The following is an 18216-nucleotide window of genomic DNA, read 5'->3' as shown; positions in this document are numbered from 1 at the left end:
TAGAGAAACAATGCCAAAACGTACTGACATCAAAAGTATCTTAATCTTAGGCGCCGGCCCTATCGTTATCGGTCAGGCTTGTGAGTTTGACTATTCGGGCGCCCAGGCCTGTAAAGCATTACGTGAAGAAGGTTACCGGGTGATCCTGGTAAACTCCAACCCCGCCACCATCATGACAGATCCGGAAATGGCGGACGCCACTTATATCGAGCCTATCCACTGGGAAGTGGTCAGCAAGATCATTGAAAAAGAGCGTCCCGATGCCGTGCTGCCGACTATGGGTGGACAAACCGCGCTAAACTGTGCCCTGGATCTGGAAAAGCACGGGGTATTGGAAAAATTTAATGTCGAAATGATCGGTGCTACCGCCGATGCCATCGACAAGGCGGAAGATCGCAGCCGTTTCGACCAGGCGATGAAAAAAATCGGTTTGGAAACGCCAAGAGCAGAAATTGTGCACTCTATGGCAGAAGCCAACGAAACCATTAAACGCATCGGTTTCCCTTGTATCATCCGTCCTTCGTTTACTATGGGCGGCACCGGTGGCGGTATTGCCTATAACCGTGAAGAGTTCGATGAGATTTGTGTGCGCGGTTTAGACCTGTCACCGACCAATGAGCTGCTTATTGATGAGTCTCTGATCGGCTGGAAAGAATATGAAATGGAAGTGGTGCGGGATAAAAATGATAACTGTATCATTATCTGCTCCATCGAAAACTTCGACCCTATGGGTATCCACACCGGTGACTCCATCACCGTTGCCCCGGCGCAAACCCTGACCGATAAAGAATATCAAATCATGCGTAATGCCTCGTTGGCGGTACTGCGTGAAATCGGTGTTGAAACTGGCGGCTCTAACGTTCAGTTCGGTGTTTGTCCAGATACAGGCCGTATGGTTATTATCGAAATGAACCCGCGTGTATCCCGCTCTTCGGCGTTAGCGTCAAAAGCGACCGGTTTCCCGATTGCCAAAATCGCCGCCAAGTTAGCCGTAGGTTACACCTTAGACGAATTATCCAACGACATCACCGGCGGTGCTACCCCGGCGTCATTCGAACCGACTATCGATTACGTGGTCACGAAAATTCCACGTTTTAACTTCGAAAAATTCGTTGGCGCAGAAGACAGACTGACCACACAAATGAAATCTGTTGGTGAAGTAATGGCGATAGGCCGTAACCAGCAAGAGTCTATGCAAAAAGCCTTGCGCGGCCTGGAAGTGGGCGTCAGCGGTTTTGACCCTCTGGTGGATGTCACTAAGCCGGGTGCGAAAACCAAGATCATGCATGAGCTTCAGGAAGCAGGCGCCGAGCGTATCTGGTACGTGGCCGATGCTTTTCGTTTAGGACTAAGCATTGAAGATGTCTTTAGAGCCACTAAGATCGACCGCTGGTTCCTGGTACAGATTGAAGATTTGATCTTACAGGAGCAGAAAGTTGAGCAGGGCGGTATGGCTGGCCTTACCCCTGATTACCTTAAACAGCTAAAACGTAAAGGTTTTGCCGATAGCCGTCTTGCCAGCATCTTAGGGGTAAGTGAAGCGGAAATCCGTAAGAAACGTCACCAGGCTGAAATCTTCCCGGTTTATAAGCGTGTTGATACCTGTGCTGCTGAATTTAGCTCAGATACCGCTTACATGTATTCCAGCTATGACGAAGAGTGTGAAGCCAACCCAACCGATAATGACAAGATCATGATCATCGGTGGTGGCCCTAACCGTATCGGCCAGGGTATCGAATTCGATTACTGTTGTGTACATGCAGCATTAGCCCTGCGTGAAGACGGTTACGAGACCATCATGGTTAACTGTAACCCGGAAACCGTATCTACCGATTACGATACCTCGGACCGTTTATATTTTGAGTCGGTAACCTTTGAAGATGTACTGGAAATCGTCCGGGTTGAAAAACCTAAAGGGGTTATCGTGCAGTACGGCGGTCAGACACCGCTTAAATTAGCTCGTGCCCTTGAAGCGGCCGGTGTGCCAATTATCGGTACTTCACCGGATGCGATTGACCGCGCCGAAGACCGTGAGCGTTTCCAGCAAGCAGTTGACCGTTTAGGTTTATTACAGCCGGAAAATGCCACCGTGACTTCTTTAGAAGAAGCCGTGGTTCAGGCAAAAGTTATCGGTTTCCCACTAGTCGTTCGTCCTTCTTATGTATTAGGCGGCCGGGCGATGGAAATTGTTTATGACGAAGCTGACCTGCGCCGTTACATGACGGATGCGGTAAGTGTCTCCAATGATTCGCCGATATTACTGGATCATTTCCTTGATGATGCCATCGAAGTAGATATTGATGCCATCTGTGACGGTGAAACCGTAGTGATCGGCGGTATTATGCAGCACATTGAACAAGCCGGTGTTCACTCGGGTGACTCTGCCTGTTCATTACCTGCCTACAGTCTGCCGCAGGAAATTCAGGATGTGATGCGTGAGCAAGTAACCAAGCTGGCGTTCGAATTAGGCGTTAACGGCTTAATGAACACCCAGATGGCGGTTAAAGACGGCAAGGTTTACCTGATTGAAGTGAACCCGCGTGCCGCCCGTACCGTACCTTTTGTTTCTAAAGCTACCGGTGTGCCTTTAGCTAAAGTTGCCGCGCGCGTCATGTCGGGTAAGAAATTAGCCGAGCTGGGTGTAACGAAAGAAACTGTACCACCGTTCTTCTCGGTAAAAGAAGTGGTAATGCCGTTTAACAAGTTCCACGGCAGTGACCCGCTGGTAGGCCCTGAAATGCGCTCTACCGGTGAAGTTATGGGGGTAGGTAATACCTTTGAAGAAGCTTATGCCAAGGCCAACTTAGGTGCCGGTGTTTCCGTACCTAAATCCGGTCGTGCGTTAATTTCCGTGCGTGACAGTGATAAAGAGCGTGTGGTTGAACTGGCAAAACAGCTAGTTGACTTAGGCTATAAGCTTGACTCTACCCACGGCACCGCGGTGATTTTAGGCGAAGCAGATATTCCTACCCGCCTGGTGAACAAAGTGCACGAAGGCCGTCCACATATTCTTGATAGAATTAAAAACGACGAATATAGTTATATCATTAATACCACCGAAGGCCGTAAAGCGATTGAAGATTCAAAAATGCTTCGCAGTGCAGCCCTGAGGTATAAAGTGGCTTATACCACCACCTTAAATGCGGCGTTTGCTGCCTGTATGGCGCATGCGGCAGATGATAGAAATATCGTTACTTCCATTCAGGAGTTGCATCAAAGGTGTCAGTAAGGTAAAAAATTAGGTATCATAGATACCATAATTTACGTGATACCAGTTAAAGGTGGCATTTTACGTTAAGTAAAAAGCCACCTTTACTTTTTTAAGAACAACTTTTTGAGTAAAAAAGATAAAGGTCAACAATGAATAACTTTCCAATGACATTAGCGGGTGCAGATGCCTTACGTGATGAATTGCACCATCTTAAAACCGTTAAACGCCCTGAAATTGTTAATGCTATCGCAGAAGCCCGTGAACACGGTGATTTGAAAGAAAATGCCGAATATCATGCCGCCCGTGAGCAGCAAGGTTTTTGCGAAGGCCGTATTCAGGATATTGAAGGTAAACTGGGTAATGCCCAAATTATCGATGTTACCAAACTGCCCAATAACGGTAAGGTCATTTTCGGCTCAACTGTGACTTTGCTTAATATCGATACCGATGAAGAAGTCAGCTACCAGATAGTAGGCGATGATGAATCTAACATCAAAGAACGCCGTATCTCGGTAAATTCTCCGATTGCTCGCGCCTTAGTAGGGAAAATGGTAGACACGGAAGTGGAAGTGACCACGCCGGGCGGTGTTGTTGAATACGAAATTGTCGCGGTTGATCATATTTAACCTCAAGGCATAAAAAAAGGCACAGTGATGTGCCTTTTTTATGTTCAGGATGAACGGTATGTCACGGATTCATGGATGAACAGGAGTGACGATACAGCTTATGCCAGTAACTTATGCCAGGGGGGCAAGAGTTAAAGTTTTGGAATATGAATTTTCTTTTCTTCAGACTGGCGGTAGATGATCAGGGTTTTTCCGATCACCTGAACTTTAGTGGCCTGGGTTTCACGGCAGATAGCATCAACGATCAGCCCTTTGTTTTCGCGATCATCGGTAGGGATTTTAACCTTGATAAGTTCATGGTGATTAAGTGCATAATCAATTTCAGCAACTACGGCTTCGGTCAGGCCATTACTACCAAGTAAAACTACAGGTTTTAATGAGTGGGCAAGGCCTTTTAAGTGCTGGATTTGTTTTTTATTTAAGTTCATTAACAATTTTCGTTACAAGTTAGCTTGAATTAACACTATTTTACCTCCATCTTGTCTGTAATACTAATAAAAGTACCTGTTGGGTAAACAGAATTAATGAGTAAAAAGAAATTAACCGTCAGCAGCGCCCGCTGGATGCAAGAACATTTTGACGATGAATACGTTAAAAAAGCGCAGAAATTGGGGTTACGCTCGCGAGCGGTGTTTAAAATTGAAGAGATCAACAACAAGGATAAATTGATCCGTCCCGGCATGAAAGTGGTGGATTTAGGCGCGGCCCCAGGTGGCTGGTCTGAATATGCCGTAAAAGCTGTGGGGGAGAGTGGCCAGGTGGTGGCCTGTGATATTTTATCTATGGACCCCATTGCCGGTGTCGATTTTTTACAGGGGGATTTTCGAGAAGAAGCTGTGCTTGATGCGCTGCTGACCCGCATAGACGGCAAAAATATCGACGTGGTTATGTCGGATATGGCCGCCAATATGACGGGCAATGATGTTGCCGATGCCGCCCGAAACATGTATTTAGTGGAGTTAGCGCTGGATATGTGTCACCAGGTGTTGAAAAAAAATGGCGCTTTTGTGGTCAAGGTTTTTCAGGGCGAAGGATTTGAACAGTTTATAAAAGATGTACGCGCAGCCTTTAGCGTGGTGAAAACACGGAAGCCGGAATCGTCCCGTGCCAGGTCAAAAGAAGTTTATCTGGTAGCTACCGGCTTTAAATTGTAGTAAATTAATAGGAATGAATGGTCGCACCATTGTTAAGAGTAACAAGAGGTTGTTAAGTTGAGCGATATGGCAAAAAATCTTATTTTATGGTTAGTAATTGCAGTTGTGTTAATGTCTGTGTTCCAGAGTTTTACTCCGGGCAACAGCAATGAACACCAGGTGAGTTATACACGGTTTGTCAATGACCTGCGTCAGGGACAAGTGCGTGATGTAACAGTGGATCGCAGCGGAGTTATCAAGGGCAGCAAGCGTAGCGGGGAAAGTTTCGTTACTATGGTGCCGGGTGGCTACGATAAAGATCTGATCAATGACCTGGTAAAACAGGGCGTTGAATCAACAGGGGAGATGCCGGAAGAGCCCAGCATAATCACGTCTATCTTCATTTCCTGGTTCCCGATGTTGTTGCTTATCGGTGTCTGGATCTTCTTTATGCGCCAGATGCAGGGCGGTGGCGGCAAGGGCGCCATGTCTTTCGGTAAGAGCAAGGCGCGCCTGCTCAGCGAAGATCAGATCAAAACCACGTTTTCTGATGTTGCCGGTTGTGATGAAGCCAAAGAAGAAGTGGCGGAACTGGTTGATTACTTAAAAGATCCTTCCAAATTTCAGAAACTTGGCGGCCGTATTCCATCGGGTGTCTTGATGGTGGGTCAGCCGGGTACCGGTAAAACCTTACTGGCAAAAGCCATTGCCGGTGAAGCCAAAGTACCGTTTTTCACTATTTCCGGTTCGGATTTCGTAGAAATGTTTGTTGGTGTCGGTGCCTCCCGGGTACGTGACATGTTCGAACAGGCGAAAAAATCTGCCCCTTGTATCATCTTTATCGATGAGATCGATGCCGTAGGTCGCCAGCGTGGCGCAGGTTTAGGCGGCGGACATGACGAGCGCGAGCAAACCTTGAACCAGATGCTGGTTGAAATGGACGGCTTTGAAGGTAACGAAGGGGTTATCGTGATTGCCGCGACTAACCGTCCGGATGTACTTGACCCTGCGTTATTACGTCCAGGTCGTTTTGACCGTCAGGTAACTGTTGGTCTGCCGGATATCCGCGGCCGTGAACAGATCCTGAAAGTACACATGCGTAAAATTCCTCTGGGCGATGATGTTAAGGCATCGGTAATTGCCCGTGGTACTCCTGGTTTCTCAGGTGCCGATTTGGCTAACCTGGTAAACGAAGCAGCCTTGTTTGCCGCACGTGCATCGCGCCGTGTGGTACGTATGTCGGAATTTGATCAGGCCAAAGATAAGATCATGATGGGGGCGGAGCGCCGCTCTATGGTGATGGATGAAGCGGAAAAAGAAATGACCGCTTACCATGAAGCCGGTCACGCCATTGTTGGTCGTGTAGTGCCGGATCATGATCCTGTTTATAAGGTAAGTATTATTCCTCGCGGCCGTGCCTTAGGTGTAACTATGTACCTGCCTGAGCAGGACAGGTTCAGCCACAGCAAGCAATTTTTAGAAAGTCAGATTTCTTCTTTATACGGTGGCCGTATCGCGGAAGAGTTGATTTATGGTGCCGATAAAGTCTCTACCGGTGCGTCAAACGATATCGAACGCGCTACCGATATTGCCCGTAAAATGGTTACCCAGTGGGGCTTATCCGATAAAATGGGACCTATGCTTTATGCCGAAGAAGAAGGTGAAGTATTCCTTGGCCGTACTTCTTCCAAGTCGATGCACATGTCGGATGAAACCGCGAAAGCGATTGACGTAGAAATTAAAGACTTTGTTAACCGCAACTATGAGCGTGCAGAAAAGATCCTGAAAGAAAACATGGATATCCTGCATGCCATGAAAGATGCGTTAATGCTTTATGAAACAATCGATGCCAAACAAATTGATGATCTGATGGCGCGTCGTGATGTGCGTCCACCGGCTGATTTTGACGGTAACAGTTCAGGCAGCAACTCTGATGATGACTCTTCAAAGAAGGACAGCAGCCAGAAGGTTGAACCTGATTTAAGAAATCCGAGCGATATGCCGGCGGAATAATTCCGGTTGCTGTACTGAATAACAGCAAATAAGCTAAGCCTCGCTTGTCGAAAGATAAGCGGGGCTTTTTTGTGCATCCCTGCCAGTCTGATAAGGCTCTTTTTATTACTCGGCATTGGCTTATTGACTGCCACCTTGAAGTTTTAACCTTCGCTGTTATCTGCTGTAATGTTTTTCCATGACTTTTTATCAACAAAGCACGTATAATCCCCCGATGACAAAAACATCAGTGAAGAGAGCTTAATTGTGCCCCCGACTTCATCCAGCGCGGCTTCTTTAGCCTGCGGCAGCCAGAGTTTGGATTTATCCACGCCCCAGGTGATGGGAATTTTAAATGTAACCCCGGACTCCTTTTCTGACGGCAGCCGTTTTAACTCTATTGATGCTGCCTTAGCGCAAACCGAGCAAATGATCTCTGACGGCGCCACTATTATTGATATCGGCGGCGAGTCCACCCGTCCCGGCGCCGATGATGTCAGTGAAAGCGATGAGTTATCCCGGGTGATCCCCGTGCTCAAAGCGGTAAAGCAAAGATTTGATATTATTGTTTCCATCGACACCTCCAAAGCGGCGGTGATGGCTGAAGCCATTGAGCATGGGGCGGGATTAATCAATGATGTCTGCGCCCTGCAAAATGAGCATTGTTTATCGGTAATGGCCCAGGCCAGTTTACCGGTTTGCCTGATGCATATGCAGGGCAAACCAAGAACGATGCAGGCCAATCCGCAATATGATGATGTGATTGGTGATATCAAAAGCTTTTTTAAAGAGCGCATCAGCGCCTGTGAACAGGCCGGCATTGCCAAAGAGCGCCTGGTGCTTGACCCGGGTTTTGGTTTTGGCAAAACCCTGGCACAAAATTATCACTTGCTGGCTCATTTTGGCGACTTTCAAAGTTTTGGTTTGCCGCTATTGGCGGGCTTATCGCGCAAGTCCATGATAGGAAATTTATTAAAGCGTGAAGTGGATGAACGCCTGGCGGGCAGTTTAGCCACCGCAGTGCTGGCGGCACAAAAAGGGGCGGGTATTATCCGGGTCCATGATGTTAAAGAAACCGTGGATGCCCTGGCTATATTACAAGCATGTAACGAGTATGCTTAACGCTTTAGTTGTTAAAGCAGTAAAGATTGAAACAATAAAGAATAAAGAAAGAATCAAAACAGGATTAAAAAATTATGTCTAACAGAAGATATTTTGGTACTGACGGTGTCAGGGGATTAGTGGGAAAATACCCGATTTCACCGGAATTTGTGATGAAGCTGGGGTATTCTGCCGGTAAGGTACTGGCGGCCCAGGGCACCAAAAAAGTGCTGATTGGTAAAGACACCCGTATTTCCGGTTATATGCTGGAGTCGGCGCTTGAAGCCGGTTTTTCTGCCGCAGGTATCGATATCGGTCTGCTCGGGCCTATGCCGACACCGGCGATTGCCTATTTGACAAAAACCTTCCGCGCCGAAGCCGGTATTGTGATCAGTGCTTCCCATAACCCTTATTATGATAACGGCATTAAATTCTTCTCTCAGGACGGGCAGAAATTACCCGATGAAGTGGAGCTGGCGATAGAAGCCGAGCTTGATAAAGAAATGTCCTGTGTTGATTCACACCTGTTGGGTAAGGCCAACCGTATTGATGATGCCGCCGGCCGTTACATTGAATTTTGTAAAAGTAACTTCCCGAGCCAGATGTCATTAAAAGGTCTAAAAATAGTGGTCGATTGTGCCCATGGCGCCACTTACCATATTGCCCCGAATGTATTCAGGGAGCTTGGCGCCGAAGTCGTTGAAATAGGCACCAGCCCTAACGGCACCAATATCAACGATGGCTGCGGCGCCACTTCTATGGACATGATCAGCAAGGCGGTTGTTGAGCATGAAGCAGACTTAGGTATTGCCCTTGACGGTGACGGCGACCGTCTGATGATGGTTGACCATACCGGTTATGTTGTTGACGGCGATGAAATTGTTTATGTGATTGCCTGTAACGATCTCAAAAGCGGCAACATTCGCGGCGGCGTGGTCGGCACTTTAATGAGTAACATGGGACTGGAAATTGCTCTGGCGGATATGGGCGTGCCTTTTGCCCGCAGTAAAGTCGGTGATCGTTATGTGATGGAAATGCTAGTGCAAAACGGCTGGCAGCTGGGAGCAGAGAATTCCGGTCATATCATCAACCTGAAGCATACCTCTACCGGTGACGGCATTATTGCCGCGCTGAACGTACTTACGGCGATTTGTAGCAGCGGTAAAACATTACATGAGCTGCGCCAGGGGATGAACAAACTGCCCCAAGTACTGGTTAATGTGCGTTTTTCCGGTGACAGCGATCCGTTAAAAGCCGAAGCGGTAGTAGCAGCGGTGCACGTAGTAAATGAAAAACTTACCGGACGCGGGCGGGTATTGCTTCGTAAGTCAGGCACTGAGCCGCTGATTCGGGTGATGGTAGAAGGGCCGGAGCTCGAAGAAGTGACTGAGCTGGCGAATAATATCGCAGATGCGGTAAAATCAGCCTGCTAATATTCGCCAACGGTTGAAATCTAGGCAAACGGAAAAGATATTAAGTTAAAAGCTTGTATCTTTTCTTTAGGTTAGTTAATATCACGCCGCTTTCGAGAAGGAATGATTAATGACAAGACAAGCAATAGTTGCGGCTAACTGGAAAATGAACGGTAGCCTGGCACTTATCGATGATATGGTTAGTGGTCTTAAAGATGTAAAACTTAACCAAAATGTTGATGTTGTTGTTTGTCCCAGTACTCCTTATCTGGCGGCGTTTGCCTTAACGGCTAAAAACGAAGGTTTAAGTAAAAACTTTCACCTTGGTGCCCAGAATGTTAGCGAACATGAAAAAGGGGCCTATACCGGCGAAGTTTCTACAACTATGTTGCAGGAAGTTTCTACCGAATATGTCATCCTTGGCCATTCTGAGCGCAGAAGCCTGTATAAAGAAACCAGCACCTTAGTAGCCCACAAGGTCAAAGCAGCGCTGGCAGCCGGATTAAACCCCATTCTTTGTATTGGCGAAAGCGAAAGCGAGCGCACGACAGGGCAAACAGAAGTTGTACTTGCTGCCCAGTTACAGCCGGTTATCGATGAAATCGGCATAGAGAAATTTAATGAAGTTGTTGTTGCTTATGAGCCGGTTTGGGCAATAGGCACAGGAAAAACGGCTTCACCGGCAATGGCACAGGAAACTCACGAGTTTATTCGTCAATTTTTGGCAAATGCCGATGTTGAAGTGGCGAAAAGAGTACCATTGTTATATGGTGGCAGTGTAAATGCCGCCAACTGTGAAGAATTATTTGCACAAGCTGATATAGACGGCGGTTTAATCGGCGGTGCCAGTTTAAAAGTCGACGAGTTTAAAGTGATTTGTTCGGCAGCTAAGGGATCTTAAAAGATGTTTAATGAACTTGTTTACGACATTCTAATTATTACTTATTTAATTGTAGCCTTGTGCCTGATCGGATTGGTTTTAATCCAGCAGGGTAAAGGTGCTGACATGGGCGCATCATTTGGTGCCGGTTCTTCAGCAACAATTTTTGGTTCAAGCGGCTCAGGTAACTTCCTGACCAAAAGCACCTCAATTTTAGCGGTATTGTTTTTCGTTATCAGCCTTTTCTTAGGCAACATGACGGCTAACCGCGTAAAAGCGACCGACGAGTGGAATAACCTGGAAGTACCTGCTGAGCAATCTATTCCAGAAGATACTATTCCAAGTGCGAGTGCTGAGCCTAAAGCTGCGAACGAAGACGTACCGGCAGCTGATACTGATACTAACGTACCAGAGTAAGTAAAAGAAAAGTTTCGCGGATGTGGTGGAATTGGTAGACACGCAGTCTTGAGGGGGCTGTGCCTTAGGGCGTGAGGGTTCAACTCCCTCCATCCGCACCAATTATTATATAAGGGCTTGGCCCTGATGAAGACAAAAGGCCTGTAGCGCCATGCTCTGCAGGTTTTTTTTCACCCCAAGTATTGTCGGGTGAGATAAAAAGAAAGAGTTAACTGCTGATCCAATAGGGGATACAGCAAGTAAAAGAAAAATATACAACAAGTTTCGCGGATGTGGTGGAATTGGTAGACACGCAGTCTTGAGGGGGCTGTGCCTTAGGGCGTGAGGGTTCAACTCCCTCCATCCGCACCAATTATTATATAAGGGCTTGGCCCTGATGAAGACAAAAGGCCTGTAGCGCCATGCTCTGCAGGTTTTTTTTCACCCCAAGTATTGTCGGGTGAGATAAAAAGAAAGAGTTAACTGCTGATCCAATAGGGGATACAGCAAGTAAAAGAAAAATATACAACAAGTTTCGCGGATGTGGTGGAATTGGTAGACACGCAGTCTTGAGGGGGCTGTGCCTTAGGGCGTGAGGGTTCAACTCCCTCCATCCGCACCAATTCAATAAAAGCCTGTAGTGCATAAGCATTGCAGGCTTTTTTGTATCTTATGTAGAGTCGGCTTTCCGATAGCTAATTGCTGAAAATACAGTTCACAGATACTGTGCAGGGGGGCCTGCTGGAGGTTTTCACTGTGCTTTACAAAAAGCTGAGAAAACCACCATATCTGATTTCAGGTACAGTGGTTTATGCTCTTGTTATCCATTGACCAACTTTAACAAGCTTCTTTCACCGTGATAATCATTTCTCCCTGATTTATTACAATACTGACTTTTTGCCCGATAGGAAAGCCGGCCTGTCTTAACCACTTTCCCCGAAGCACAATACAAGGTTCAAGGTTTACAGGGACATAGTTAATGCCTATGCCGCGGATTTTTGATGCAGACTCACAGACCGTTTCCAGGACGGTGAATTGGCGGTAGAGGGGATATTTTACTTTTGCCGAGCTAAGCTCTGGCGTATGATGATATTCAGCCATGACGGACTCCAGTTAAGTTCGTTTTGGTTAGCTGTCTCCGGGTGTTGTTGCACTCGGGGATGGCGTTTGGTTTATCTGCTCAGGGATATTGCTGGTAAATAGCCTCCTTGGTTGTGGTGTGTTATTGCTGCCACATAGTTAATAGTACAAAACTCTGGATAAATCCGGCTGAGTTGGCATTTAATATTGTAGCTATTGACCAGTACTGTATAGAAGGCTGTACGGAAGAATCAACATATTGAAAAGCATGAAAAATATATACGATTATGGGGATGAGTTCACTTGACGTATAACCGTAACGACATATACGCACAGCACCACTTGCGTTGACTTTTCCCTGCTCTGTGTCGTAAGGGGCAGGTTTTGTTTCTTGCATGGTAAACCTCCTTTGCAGCCAGTAGGAGAATTATCAACGATAATCACTTCCAATGACTTTATAAGTGAATCCTTTTTTCACACCTCAAATTTGCCACTATTTTGATATTGTTGTTAAAGCCTCGTAGGAAATGCCGGGGCTTTTTCGTAACTGGAATAAAAGTAAATCCCATCGTATGTAATAGAGGCGTAATATTTTATTTTAAGAACCAAGCTAACCTTTTTGATGCTCTGTCTACATTTGAGCACAACCCTATATTCACATGGAGGTTTACTATGAAAACTTTGCAAATAATTCTTTTCGCTATTACGTCTTTTTGTTTTAGTCCACTCGCTTTATCAGCAGGTTCACCGATAATTCATCAGGTTACGTTGACTTTCGATACGCTAAATGGTGAATCGGTATCTGATATATTAATTTCTGGAGACTCGATTTTTAGTGATAAAAACGAAGATAAAATTGATACTATTGAAAGCTTTAAACATGACGGCTATTTAACCTTAAGGCTATCAACGAGCGAAAAAATAGCTGCTAAAGGTGTTCAAGTCAAAGGAGTGGATGGGAGCTCGCACTATCCTGTTCTCTCTCTTAGCGGTCTTGATGCTGGTATATTGGCGGAATCTAGTGCTGTATTTGATAGTTCCTACGCAATAATAACAGTTCAATATACTGGTATAACAGGACAGGGTCATGCTGTTACTTCTTCACTAATGAATTCACTGGTTAATGATTCTAGAACTACAGGAACATGGAGTGTTGGAGTAGTAAGGAGCACCTCTGGAGGAGGAGCGCTTTGGATTGGCTCTAATGCGGATTATTCTATTTGGAAGGCTCCGACTGCGGCACTTGCCTATTCTATAATCGCTAGCAATGAACATTCTGGAGTACCGGGAGCTATTCAAATCCATTAACTTTAAGTTATAAAAACTTTTAAATAGACTATGGATGTAGAGTCTCGAAATCTGGCGGTGATGATTGTTATTACAGCCACTTTTGATACTATTTTAATATTGTTGTTAAAGTCTCGTCAGAAAATTCCGGGGCTTTTTTAGTTAAGGCATGCATTAAAAATATCTAGTGTAAGGGTAATTCCCCCGAACAATAATTGAAGTTAAAAGTAGAATCATCTCCCCATCCACGTCAATTGTTTAACAAGCAAATCTCGTTTCTATAAAAGCCTTTAGTGTTTAAGAACTAAAGGCTTTTTTTGTGTTTTCCTGCTCCCGGCATCCACTTCCTACTTGTAACAGCAAATAGCTATTATCAGGTGATCTTCGAGAAAATCAGTTGATTCGCAATCAAGCTCACAAGCATAAGGAAAGCCAGAACCGCAAATATTTCAGCAAGATAAATGCCGAGCTTATAGGTATTTCTCTGTGAGTTAGGAGAAGCTTGTTGGGGTTGCTGTGTTTGTACCGACGAGGTATTCGCTGACTTGTTCATAACATTTGTCCACGGCATACATCTGTAAGTATAGCAAGTAAAGCAGATGTTATATAAACCAGCCGTAAGGGAGACTGTGCTTCGCGGTGCATTTGCAGGCATTAACGGGTGTGTCGCTCACGAAAGCACTACCCGTTTTCTTGTTAACCGTGTTACTCAGCCGTGATCAGGCAGGAACCAAAAACATGCCTTTTAATGTTCGGGTTTTATCTATGGCGATAAGCAGGTGCCGGGTTTGCCCTTCAAAAGCTCTGTTTACATGCCAGTTGAGGTCGATGAGGTTGTCGCTGATATGCTCCAGCGCGCGGTTACTCATCAATTCAAGGATCAGATCTTTGATTTGCGTGTAGGCTTGCTCTGGCGAGTCGATATTATTTTTCCAGGTTAACAATAAGGTTTCTATTTCTTCTATTTTGCTGGTTGGATTGTTCATTTTCATTCCTTTGTCAGTTCAATTTAACCGCAATAATAGCTTAGCAAGTAAGATATACAGCTTATTGATTTAGAACAAGGTTTCAGGCTTAAACCTGGATGGAGACGCTCGTTTTTGTTCAATACCCGGATACTCTTTGGAGCTTATTATGTTAAAAGCCATTTATTACTCCAGGACGGTTTTTAAACCTTCAAACAGGTAGTTGAGTGCCGGGCCGAAAGAGCTGCCTTTCGCCGTGATCACATCAACCGGCAGGTTCCAGGGCTTATGATCAAAAATTATCGGCAACTGGTGCAGTTGTTTGTCTGCAATTAAGCCTGTCACCATATGTCGGGGTAAATAAGCCCAGCCGATGTTTTGTTTTACCAGGGCTAAAATGGCATCGAAGCTATTCGCCCACCATAGCGTGGCGGATATTGCGGCAAAGTGCTGCAGCTCGTCTCCGTGCTCCCCCCTGAGTAATAGCTGCCTGTGGGGGATCAAGTCACCGGCATTAAGTGCTTTTTTACTCGACAGTGCATGCTGCGGGTGACAAACACCATAAAAGGACAAATTGCCGATAAAGCACAGGTCGACATTACGGTTAAAGGCCAGGTCGGCAAAGATGATCCCTATGTCTGCTTTTCCCGACTCAACATAAGCGGCAATATCGGTGCTGGCGACAGTGATCACTTCAAGGGCGGTATGGGGAAAATGCTCACTAAATCGTTGCAGCAGCTTCGACAGTTTCGGGGTAAACAAGGCTGAGTCGAAGGCGAGCTTTACGATAGGCTCTTCTGTTTTGCTTGTCGCCAGGGCGACTTTTTCCAGCTCCAACACCTGGTGCAATACTGCTTTGGCGTAAGTGTATATCCGCTCGCCGTCGCGAGTGAGGGTTGGTTTTCGGGTACTGCGGTCAAACAAAACCACATCAAGATCGATTTCCAGGTTGGCGATGCCCTGACTGATGGCGGATTGCACCTTGCCCAGCTTGCGGGCACAGGCAGAAAATGAGCCAAGCTCGGCAGACTGCACCAGCATGTTAAGTTGTTCGATATTATACATATCACTAAAACTGATAGTTACTAACTTTATGCAATCATAATGATGAATACAATGAGCGGCAAGTTTTTATCGGGAGAAGTAGATGACACACAAAGAAAGAATATTCCATATGGTACTTTTTGAGGCATTGGCGCTGGCATTACTGACACTGGCTGCGATTTATATGACCGGGAAAGAAGCCCTGTCGATGGGAGGCCTTGCCGTTTGCTTGTCTTTGATCGCTATGGTTTGGAGCTACCTGTATAACTTGGCTTATGACCACTATTTCGGTGCCGATCGCAGCCGCAGGAAGCTAACCGAGCGGATACTGCACGGCCTGGCATTTGAGCTTGGCATGGTTATTTTGTCTTTCCCGGTTATTATGTACGTAACGCAGCTGGACTTGCTCTCGGTTTTCTTGATGGATATAGGGGTTGTGCTGTTCTTTTTGGTGTATGCCGTTTTGTTTAATTGGGGTTATGACATCATCAGGAAACAAGTGGTGCTGTGGCAGACAAGTCCCGGCAGCTGCTAAGCAGCCGGAGAGGAAAATGGCCCGGTACTTTCCGGGCCATAAAGCAGATACAACTACCTGATTAACATTAGGATTAATCTAAGTTGAAATAACCCGGATTCAGGGCATTTTTACGTATCGGGCCGGTCGGACCGTCTTCTAAACGACAAACCCCTATGGTGCTGATACAGGCCTGCTCTGAATTACCCCAGCGGCCGGTGTAGTTCATCCAGGTAAAATTACCTGAGTATTGTCCCGGCGTCTGGTAAAACATCACTTCGACATTATCCGAGGTATGCCATGCCTTGCCCCGGCTGGTATGGTCGGTTAAATCAATTGAGTCCACAACAATATTAATGCTCTGGTAAGTATAACTGCCGGCAAAGGCGTATAAGGCGTGGGAGCCGTTGGCCGAATAGACTTCGGCGCCGAATTCCCCGGTACTGCTGCCGGTTAACGCCAGGTTCTTATCGCCGAACAGGTATGTTGAACCGTCGCCGTGCTGGCTTAAATATACCTGGTAGGGATAGCCGTTAACAAAACGCACCGTTAAATGCTCCCAGTCGCCGACATGGTTACCGTACCAGGTGGTATCCCATAAAATTGGGTTGATCCACTTGCCGCGGTTATAGGGGTAAAACATCCAGTAGACAATATCGGTCACCGTATCTGACGGCGTGATACCGTTAGTGGTAGTACCGGGTGAGTTTTTGGTGATGATGCTGGCATAAACCGGCACACTGGTAGATTCAGGGTTTTGACCGTACAAAAAGGCCTGGTTGGTACAAATGGCGCACCGAAGAGGGTAAAAACTCATCTTCATGATGCAAATATACCAACGGGGCAAAGGTTTTTGCCATCGCCGCCCAGTCGGCGTCTGAGCTGGGTTGCTGGTTAAAACCTAAACCGGGCAGTTTTTGTTTGTCTAAGACAAAAAATTGCTGGCCGTCGACATTGTGGCTGCGGCGGGAAATAAAGGTATTCACCGCTAAACCGGCTTCGTCGCCGCTGGCCGGGGTCGCCTGCCACACACCGGCATCATCGTCGGCGCCTGAGCCGCTGTCATCCCAGACTTTCTGGTAGCCGCCGCTGCGCAGGTATTCGGTTTTAACACAACGGATCCAGTTGGTATCCGGGGTTTGTGAATAACTCCTGATGGCAATATCGCCTAAACAGGTATAACCTGACGGCGCTACCGGTTTCCAGAAAATGACATCATGGCTGCCGCCGGAGCCGGAATCATCCCAGACTTTGGTATAACTTATCGGCGGTGCCAGGGCATCGGCCGCCACGGCTTTTACCGCTATGGCCATTTTCGGCGGTGTGCCGTGGCTGCTCATGGCGACATCGCCCAGGCTGTAATAGTTGCCGTCATTAAAGCGGCTGTGGGACAAGTTTGGTCGCCAGATACTGATATCGCCATCGGCGCCGGTATCATGATCGTCATAAATCCAGTCAAATTGGGTGACGGGTTTGGCCACCAGTTTTACTTCGCTGGCAAGGGCATTGCCTGTTAATGCGCACAGCATCAATGCCAGAGATTTGAGATGGGTTTTATATGGGTACTTCATTTGAAAAATCCTTTTAGCTTGATTGTTGATTTTTGTTCCATGGTTTTCTATCTCCTTTCCTTTTAAGCTGCAGCCCTTCAACTTAGCTTTACCGGCATGGCTGCAGGGGATAATGCCGACATGCTGTTGATAGTTGTGGTGACACCTCCTTTATCTTGACGATGTTAAGTTTACGAAACATATTCGCAGAAAATGTTTTCCCGGCAAGGTGTTTTTTTAAATAACAGCAAAAGTGAAGAGCTTGGCGAGTACGTTATTTTTCAAAGAAAGGGGCTTATACCGCTTTTACTTTTGCCGCGGTAATTGCACTTTATGCTTTGTTGTTGCTGGTATTTTACTGAGTCGGTTTTTTAATCCTGGAGCCGGATTTTAGTGGTGTTTTTTAATTAGTGTAATGTTATGCTCAGCCATTACTTTTCTCATAAAATCAAAAGATAAGGGTGCAAGTGCATCTTTTCCTAAAACTAAAAATATAAGCACAGCATATGAAAACGTACATTATCCTACTCAGGGGAGTAAATGTCGGGGGCAAAAACCTGCTTCCCATGAAAGCATTAAAAACAGTGTTGGCGGGGGCTGGTTTTGAGCAAGTGAAAACTTATATTCAAAGTGGCAACATCGCACTTGTCAGTGACAGCAACCCGGAAACCGAAATCGCGACATTAATTCAGACAGAATTTGGTTTTACTCCCGAAATACTGGTGCTTGATAATCAGGAATTTACCACCTGTGTTGCCAATAATCCTTATCAGGCATTTGAAGGAAAATCGGTGCATTTTTATTTTTGCAAAACTCAGCCACAAATAAATGCAGAAAAAATGGCCGCCCTGATCTCGGCAACGGAAAGCTACCAGCTTGTTGATAAGGTCTTTTATCTGCATGCACCGGACGGTATTGGCCGCTCTAAACTGGTTGCTAATATTGAGGCTTGTTTAGGCGTACCTGCTACCGGGCGAAACCTTAATACTGTTAATAAACTCACCGATATGGCAAGCAATGCCTGA

18 protein-coding genes and 3 tRNA genes are annotated in these 18216 nt (G+C 46.2%); 14 read left to right on the top strand and 7 right to left on the bottom strand.

Annotated elements, in window-relative coordinates; all coding sequences use genetic code 11:
- The first annotated feature begins 10 nt into the window (after positions 1 to 10).
- Together carB and greA are read left to right on the top strand one after the other, a co-directional pair.
- Positions 11 to 3229, top strand: coding sequence for a carbamoyl-phosphate synthase large subunit (carB, locus tag QL234_RS15205; RefSeq protein WP_281558672.1), 3219 nt, complete (start codon positions 11 to 13; stop codon positions 3227 to 3229).
- Positions 3230 to 3360: 131 nt separating this feature from the next.
- Entirely contained in the window at positions 3361 to 3837 is a 477-nt protein-coding gene (greA, locus tag QL234_RS15200) for a transcription elongation factor GreA (RefSeq protein WP_281558671.1), read from the top strand.
- A gap of 131 nt (positions 3838 to 3968) precedes the next feature.
- Here greA and yhbY read toward each other — a convergent pair whose 3' ends face one another.
- A complete protein-coding gene (gene yhbY / locus QL234_RS15195; protein WP_281558670.1) occupies positions 3969 to 4265 on the bottom strand; it encodes a ribosome assembly RNA-binding protein YhbY in 297 nt (98 codons plus the stop codon).
- A gap of 96 nt (positions 4266 to 4361) precedes the next feature.
- On the opposite strand from yhbY, the gene rlmE reads away from it, so the two are divergent.
- From rlmE to QL234_RS15150, 9 genes are all read left to right on the top strand, one after another.
- Positions 4362 to 4991, top strand: coding sequence for a 23S rRNA (uridine(2552)-2'-O)-methyltransferase RlmE (gene rlmE, locus QL234_RS15190; protein ID WP_281558669.1), 630 nt, complete (start codon positions 4362 to 4364; stop codon positions 4989 to 4991).
- Between the two features lie 57 nt (positions 4992 to 5048).
- Positions 5049 to 6983 (top strand): ATP-dependent zinc metalloprotease FtsH, encoded by a 1935-nt coding sequence (gene ftsH / locus QL234_RS15185; protein ID WP_281558668.1) that lies wholly within the window; start codon positions 5049 to 5051, stop codon positions 6981 to 6983.
- A gap of 321 nt (positions 6984 to 7304) precedes the next feature.
- Positions 7305 to 8084, top strand: a complete 780-nt coding sequence (gene folP, locus QL234_RS15180) for a dihydropteroate synthase (RefSeq protein ID WP_281559008.1) — start codon at positions 7305 to 7307, stop codon at positions 8082 to 8084.
- 74 nt (positions 8085 to 8158) lie between these two features.
- The gene (glmM, locus tag QL234_RS15175) at positions 8159 to 9496 is read left to right on the top strand and encodes a phosphoglucosamine mutase (RefSeq protein ID WP_281558667.1); all 1338 of its coding nucleotides are present in this window, start codon (positions 8159 to 8161) and stop codon (positions 9494 to 9496) included.
- Between the two features lie 109 nt (positions 9497 to 9605).
- Positions 9606 to 10376 (top strand): triose-phosphate isomerase, encoded by a 771-nt coding sequence (gene tpiA / locus QL234_RS15170; RefSeq protein WP_281558666.1) that lies wholly within the window; start codon positions 9606 to 9608, stop codon positions 10374 to 10376.
- A gap of 3 nt (positions 10377 to 10379) precedes the next feature.
- Positions 10380 to 10772: a preprotein translocase subunit SecG gene (gene secG / locus QL234_RS15165; RefSeq protein ID WP_281558665.1), complete on the top strand. Its 393-nt coding sequence runs from the start codon at positions 10380 to 10382 to the stop codon at positions 10770 to 10772.
- 16 nt (positions 10773 to 10788) lie between these two features.
- Positions 10789 to 10873: transfer RNA gene (locus QL234_RS15160), tRNA-Leu, on the top strand.
- A gap of 165 nt (positions 10874 to 11038) precedes the next feature.
- A tRNA-Leu gene (locus QL234_RS15155) sits at positions 11039 to 11123 on the top strand.
- Between the two features lie 165 nt (positions 11124 to 11288).
- A tRNA-Leu gene (locus QL234_RS15150) sits at positions 11289 to 11373 on the top strand.
- A gap of 215 nt (positions 11374 to 11588) precedes the next feature.
- Here QL234_RS15150 and QL234_RS15145 read toward each other — a convergent pair.
- Together QL234_RS15145 and QL234_RS15140 are read right to left on the bottom strand one after the other, a co-directional pair.
- On the bottom strand, positions 11589 to 11852 hold the full coding sequence (locus tag QL234_RS15145; protein ID WP_281558664.1) for a SymE family type I addiction module toxin: 264 nt from the start codon (positions 11850 to 11852) through the stop codon (positions 11589 to 11591).
- 121 nt (positions 11853 to 11973) lie between these two features.
- On the bottom strand, positions 11974 to 12228 hold the full coding sequence (locus tag QL234_RS15140) for a hypothetical protein (protein ID WP_281558663.1): 255 nt from the start codon (positions 12226 to 12228) through the stop codon (positions 11974 to 11976).
- A 275-nt stretch (positions 12229 to 12503) separates the two neighbouring features.
- Here QL234_RS15140 and QL234_RS15135 point away from each other — a divergent pair, with 275 nt between their 5' ends.
- Positions 12504 to 13139, top strand: coding sequence for a hypothetical protein (locus QL234_RS15135; protein WP_281558662.1), 636 nt, complete (start codon positions 12504 to 12506; stop codon positions 13137 to 13139).
- Positions 13140 to 13837: 698 nt separating this feature from the next.
- Here QL234_RS15135 and QL234_RS15130 read toward each other — a convergent pair.
- Together QL234_RS15130 and QL234_RS15125 are read right to left on the bottom strand one after the other, a co-directional pair.
- On the bottom strand, positions 13838 to 14104 hold the full coding sequence (locus tag QL234_RS15130) for a hypothetical protein (protein ID WP_281558661.1): 267 nt from the start codon (positions 14102 to 14104) through the stop codon (positions 13838 to 13840).
- Between the two features lie 165 nt (positions 14105 to 14269).
- The gene (locus QL234_RS15125) at positions 14270 to 15148 is read right to left on the bottom strand and encodes a LysR family transcriptional regulator (protein WP_281558660.1); all 879 of its coding nucleotides are present in this window, start codon (positions 15146 to 15148) and stop codon (positions 14270 to 14272) included.
- Positions 15149 to 15230: 82 nt separating this feature from the next.
- Between QL234_RS15125 and QL234_RS15120 the strand changes: the two genes are divergently transcribed.
- Positions 15231 to 15662 carry a PACE efflux transporter gene (locus QL234_RS15120; RefSeq protein WP_281558659.1) on the top strand — a complete coding sequence of 144 codons (432 nt, stop codon included), beginning with the start codon at positions 15231 to 15233 and terminating at the stop codon, positions 15660 to 15662.
- Positions 15663 to 15735: 73 nt separating this feature from the next.
- Here QL234_RS15120 and QL234_RS15115 read toward each other — a convergent pair whose 3' ends face one another.
- Both QL234_RS15115 and QL234_RS15110 read right to left on the bottom strand, forming a co-directional pair.
- On the bottom strand, positions 15736 to 16410 hold the full coding sequence (locus QL234_RS15115) for a Vps62-related protein (RefSeq protein WP_281558658.1): 675 nt from the start codon (positions 16408 to 16410) through the stop codon (positions 15736 to 15738).
- Positions 16391 to 17212, bottom strand: a complete 822-nt coding sequence (locus QL234_RS15110) for a Vps62-related protein (protein ID WP_281558657.1) — start codon at positions 17210 to 17212, stop codon at positions 16391 to 16393. Before QL234_RS15110 ends, QL234_RS15115 begins: the two co-directional genes overlap by 20 nt.
- Positions 17213 to 17697: 485 nt before the next feature.
- Between QL234_RS15110 and QL234_RS15105 the strand changes: the two genes are divergently transcribed.
- Positions 17698 to 18216 carry a DUF1697 domain-containing protein gene (locus QL234_RS15105; RefSeq protein ID WP_281558656.1) on the top strand — a complete coding sequence of 173 codons (519 nt, stop codon included), beginning with the start codon at positions 17698 to 17700 and terminating at the stop codon, positions 18214 to 18216.

The sequence above is a fragment of the Thalassomonas sp. RHCl1 genome (assembly GCF_947387555.1).
GTDB lineage: Bacteria > Pseudomonadota > Gammaproteobacteria > Enterobacterales > Alteromonadaceae > Thalassomonas.
Note: the sequence above shows the minus strand (reverse complement) of the source record. Positions and strands in the feature narration are given on the sequence as shown.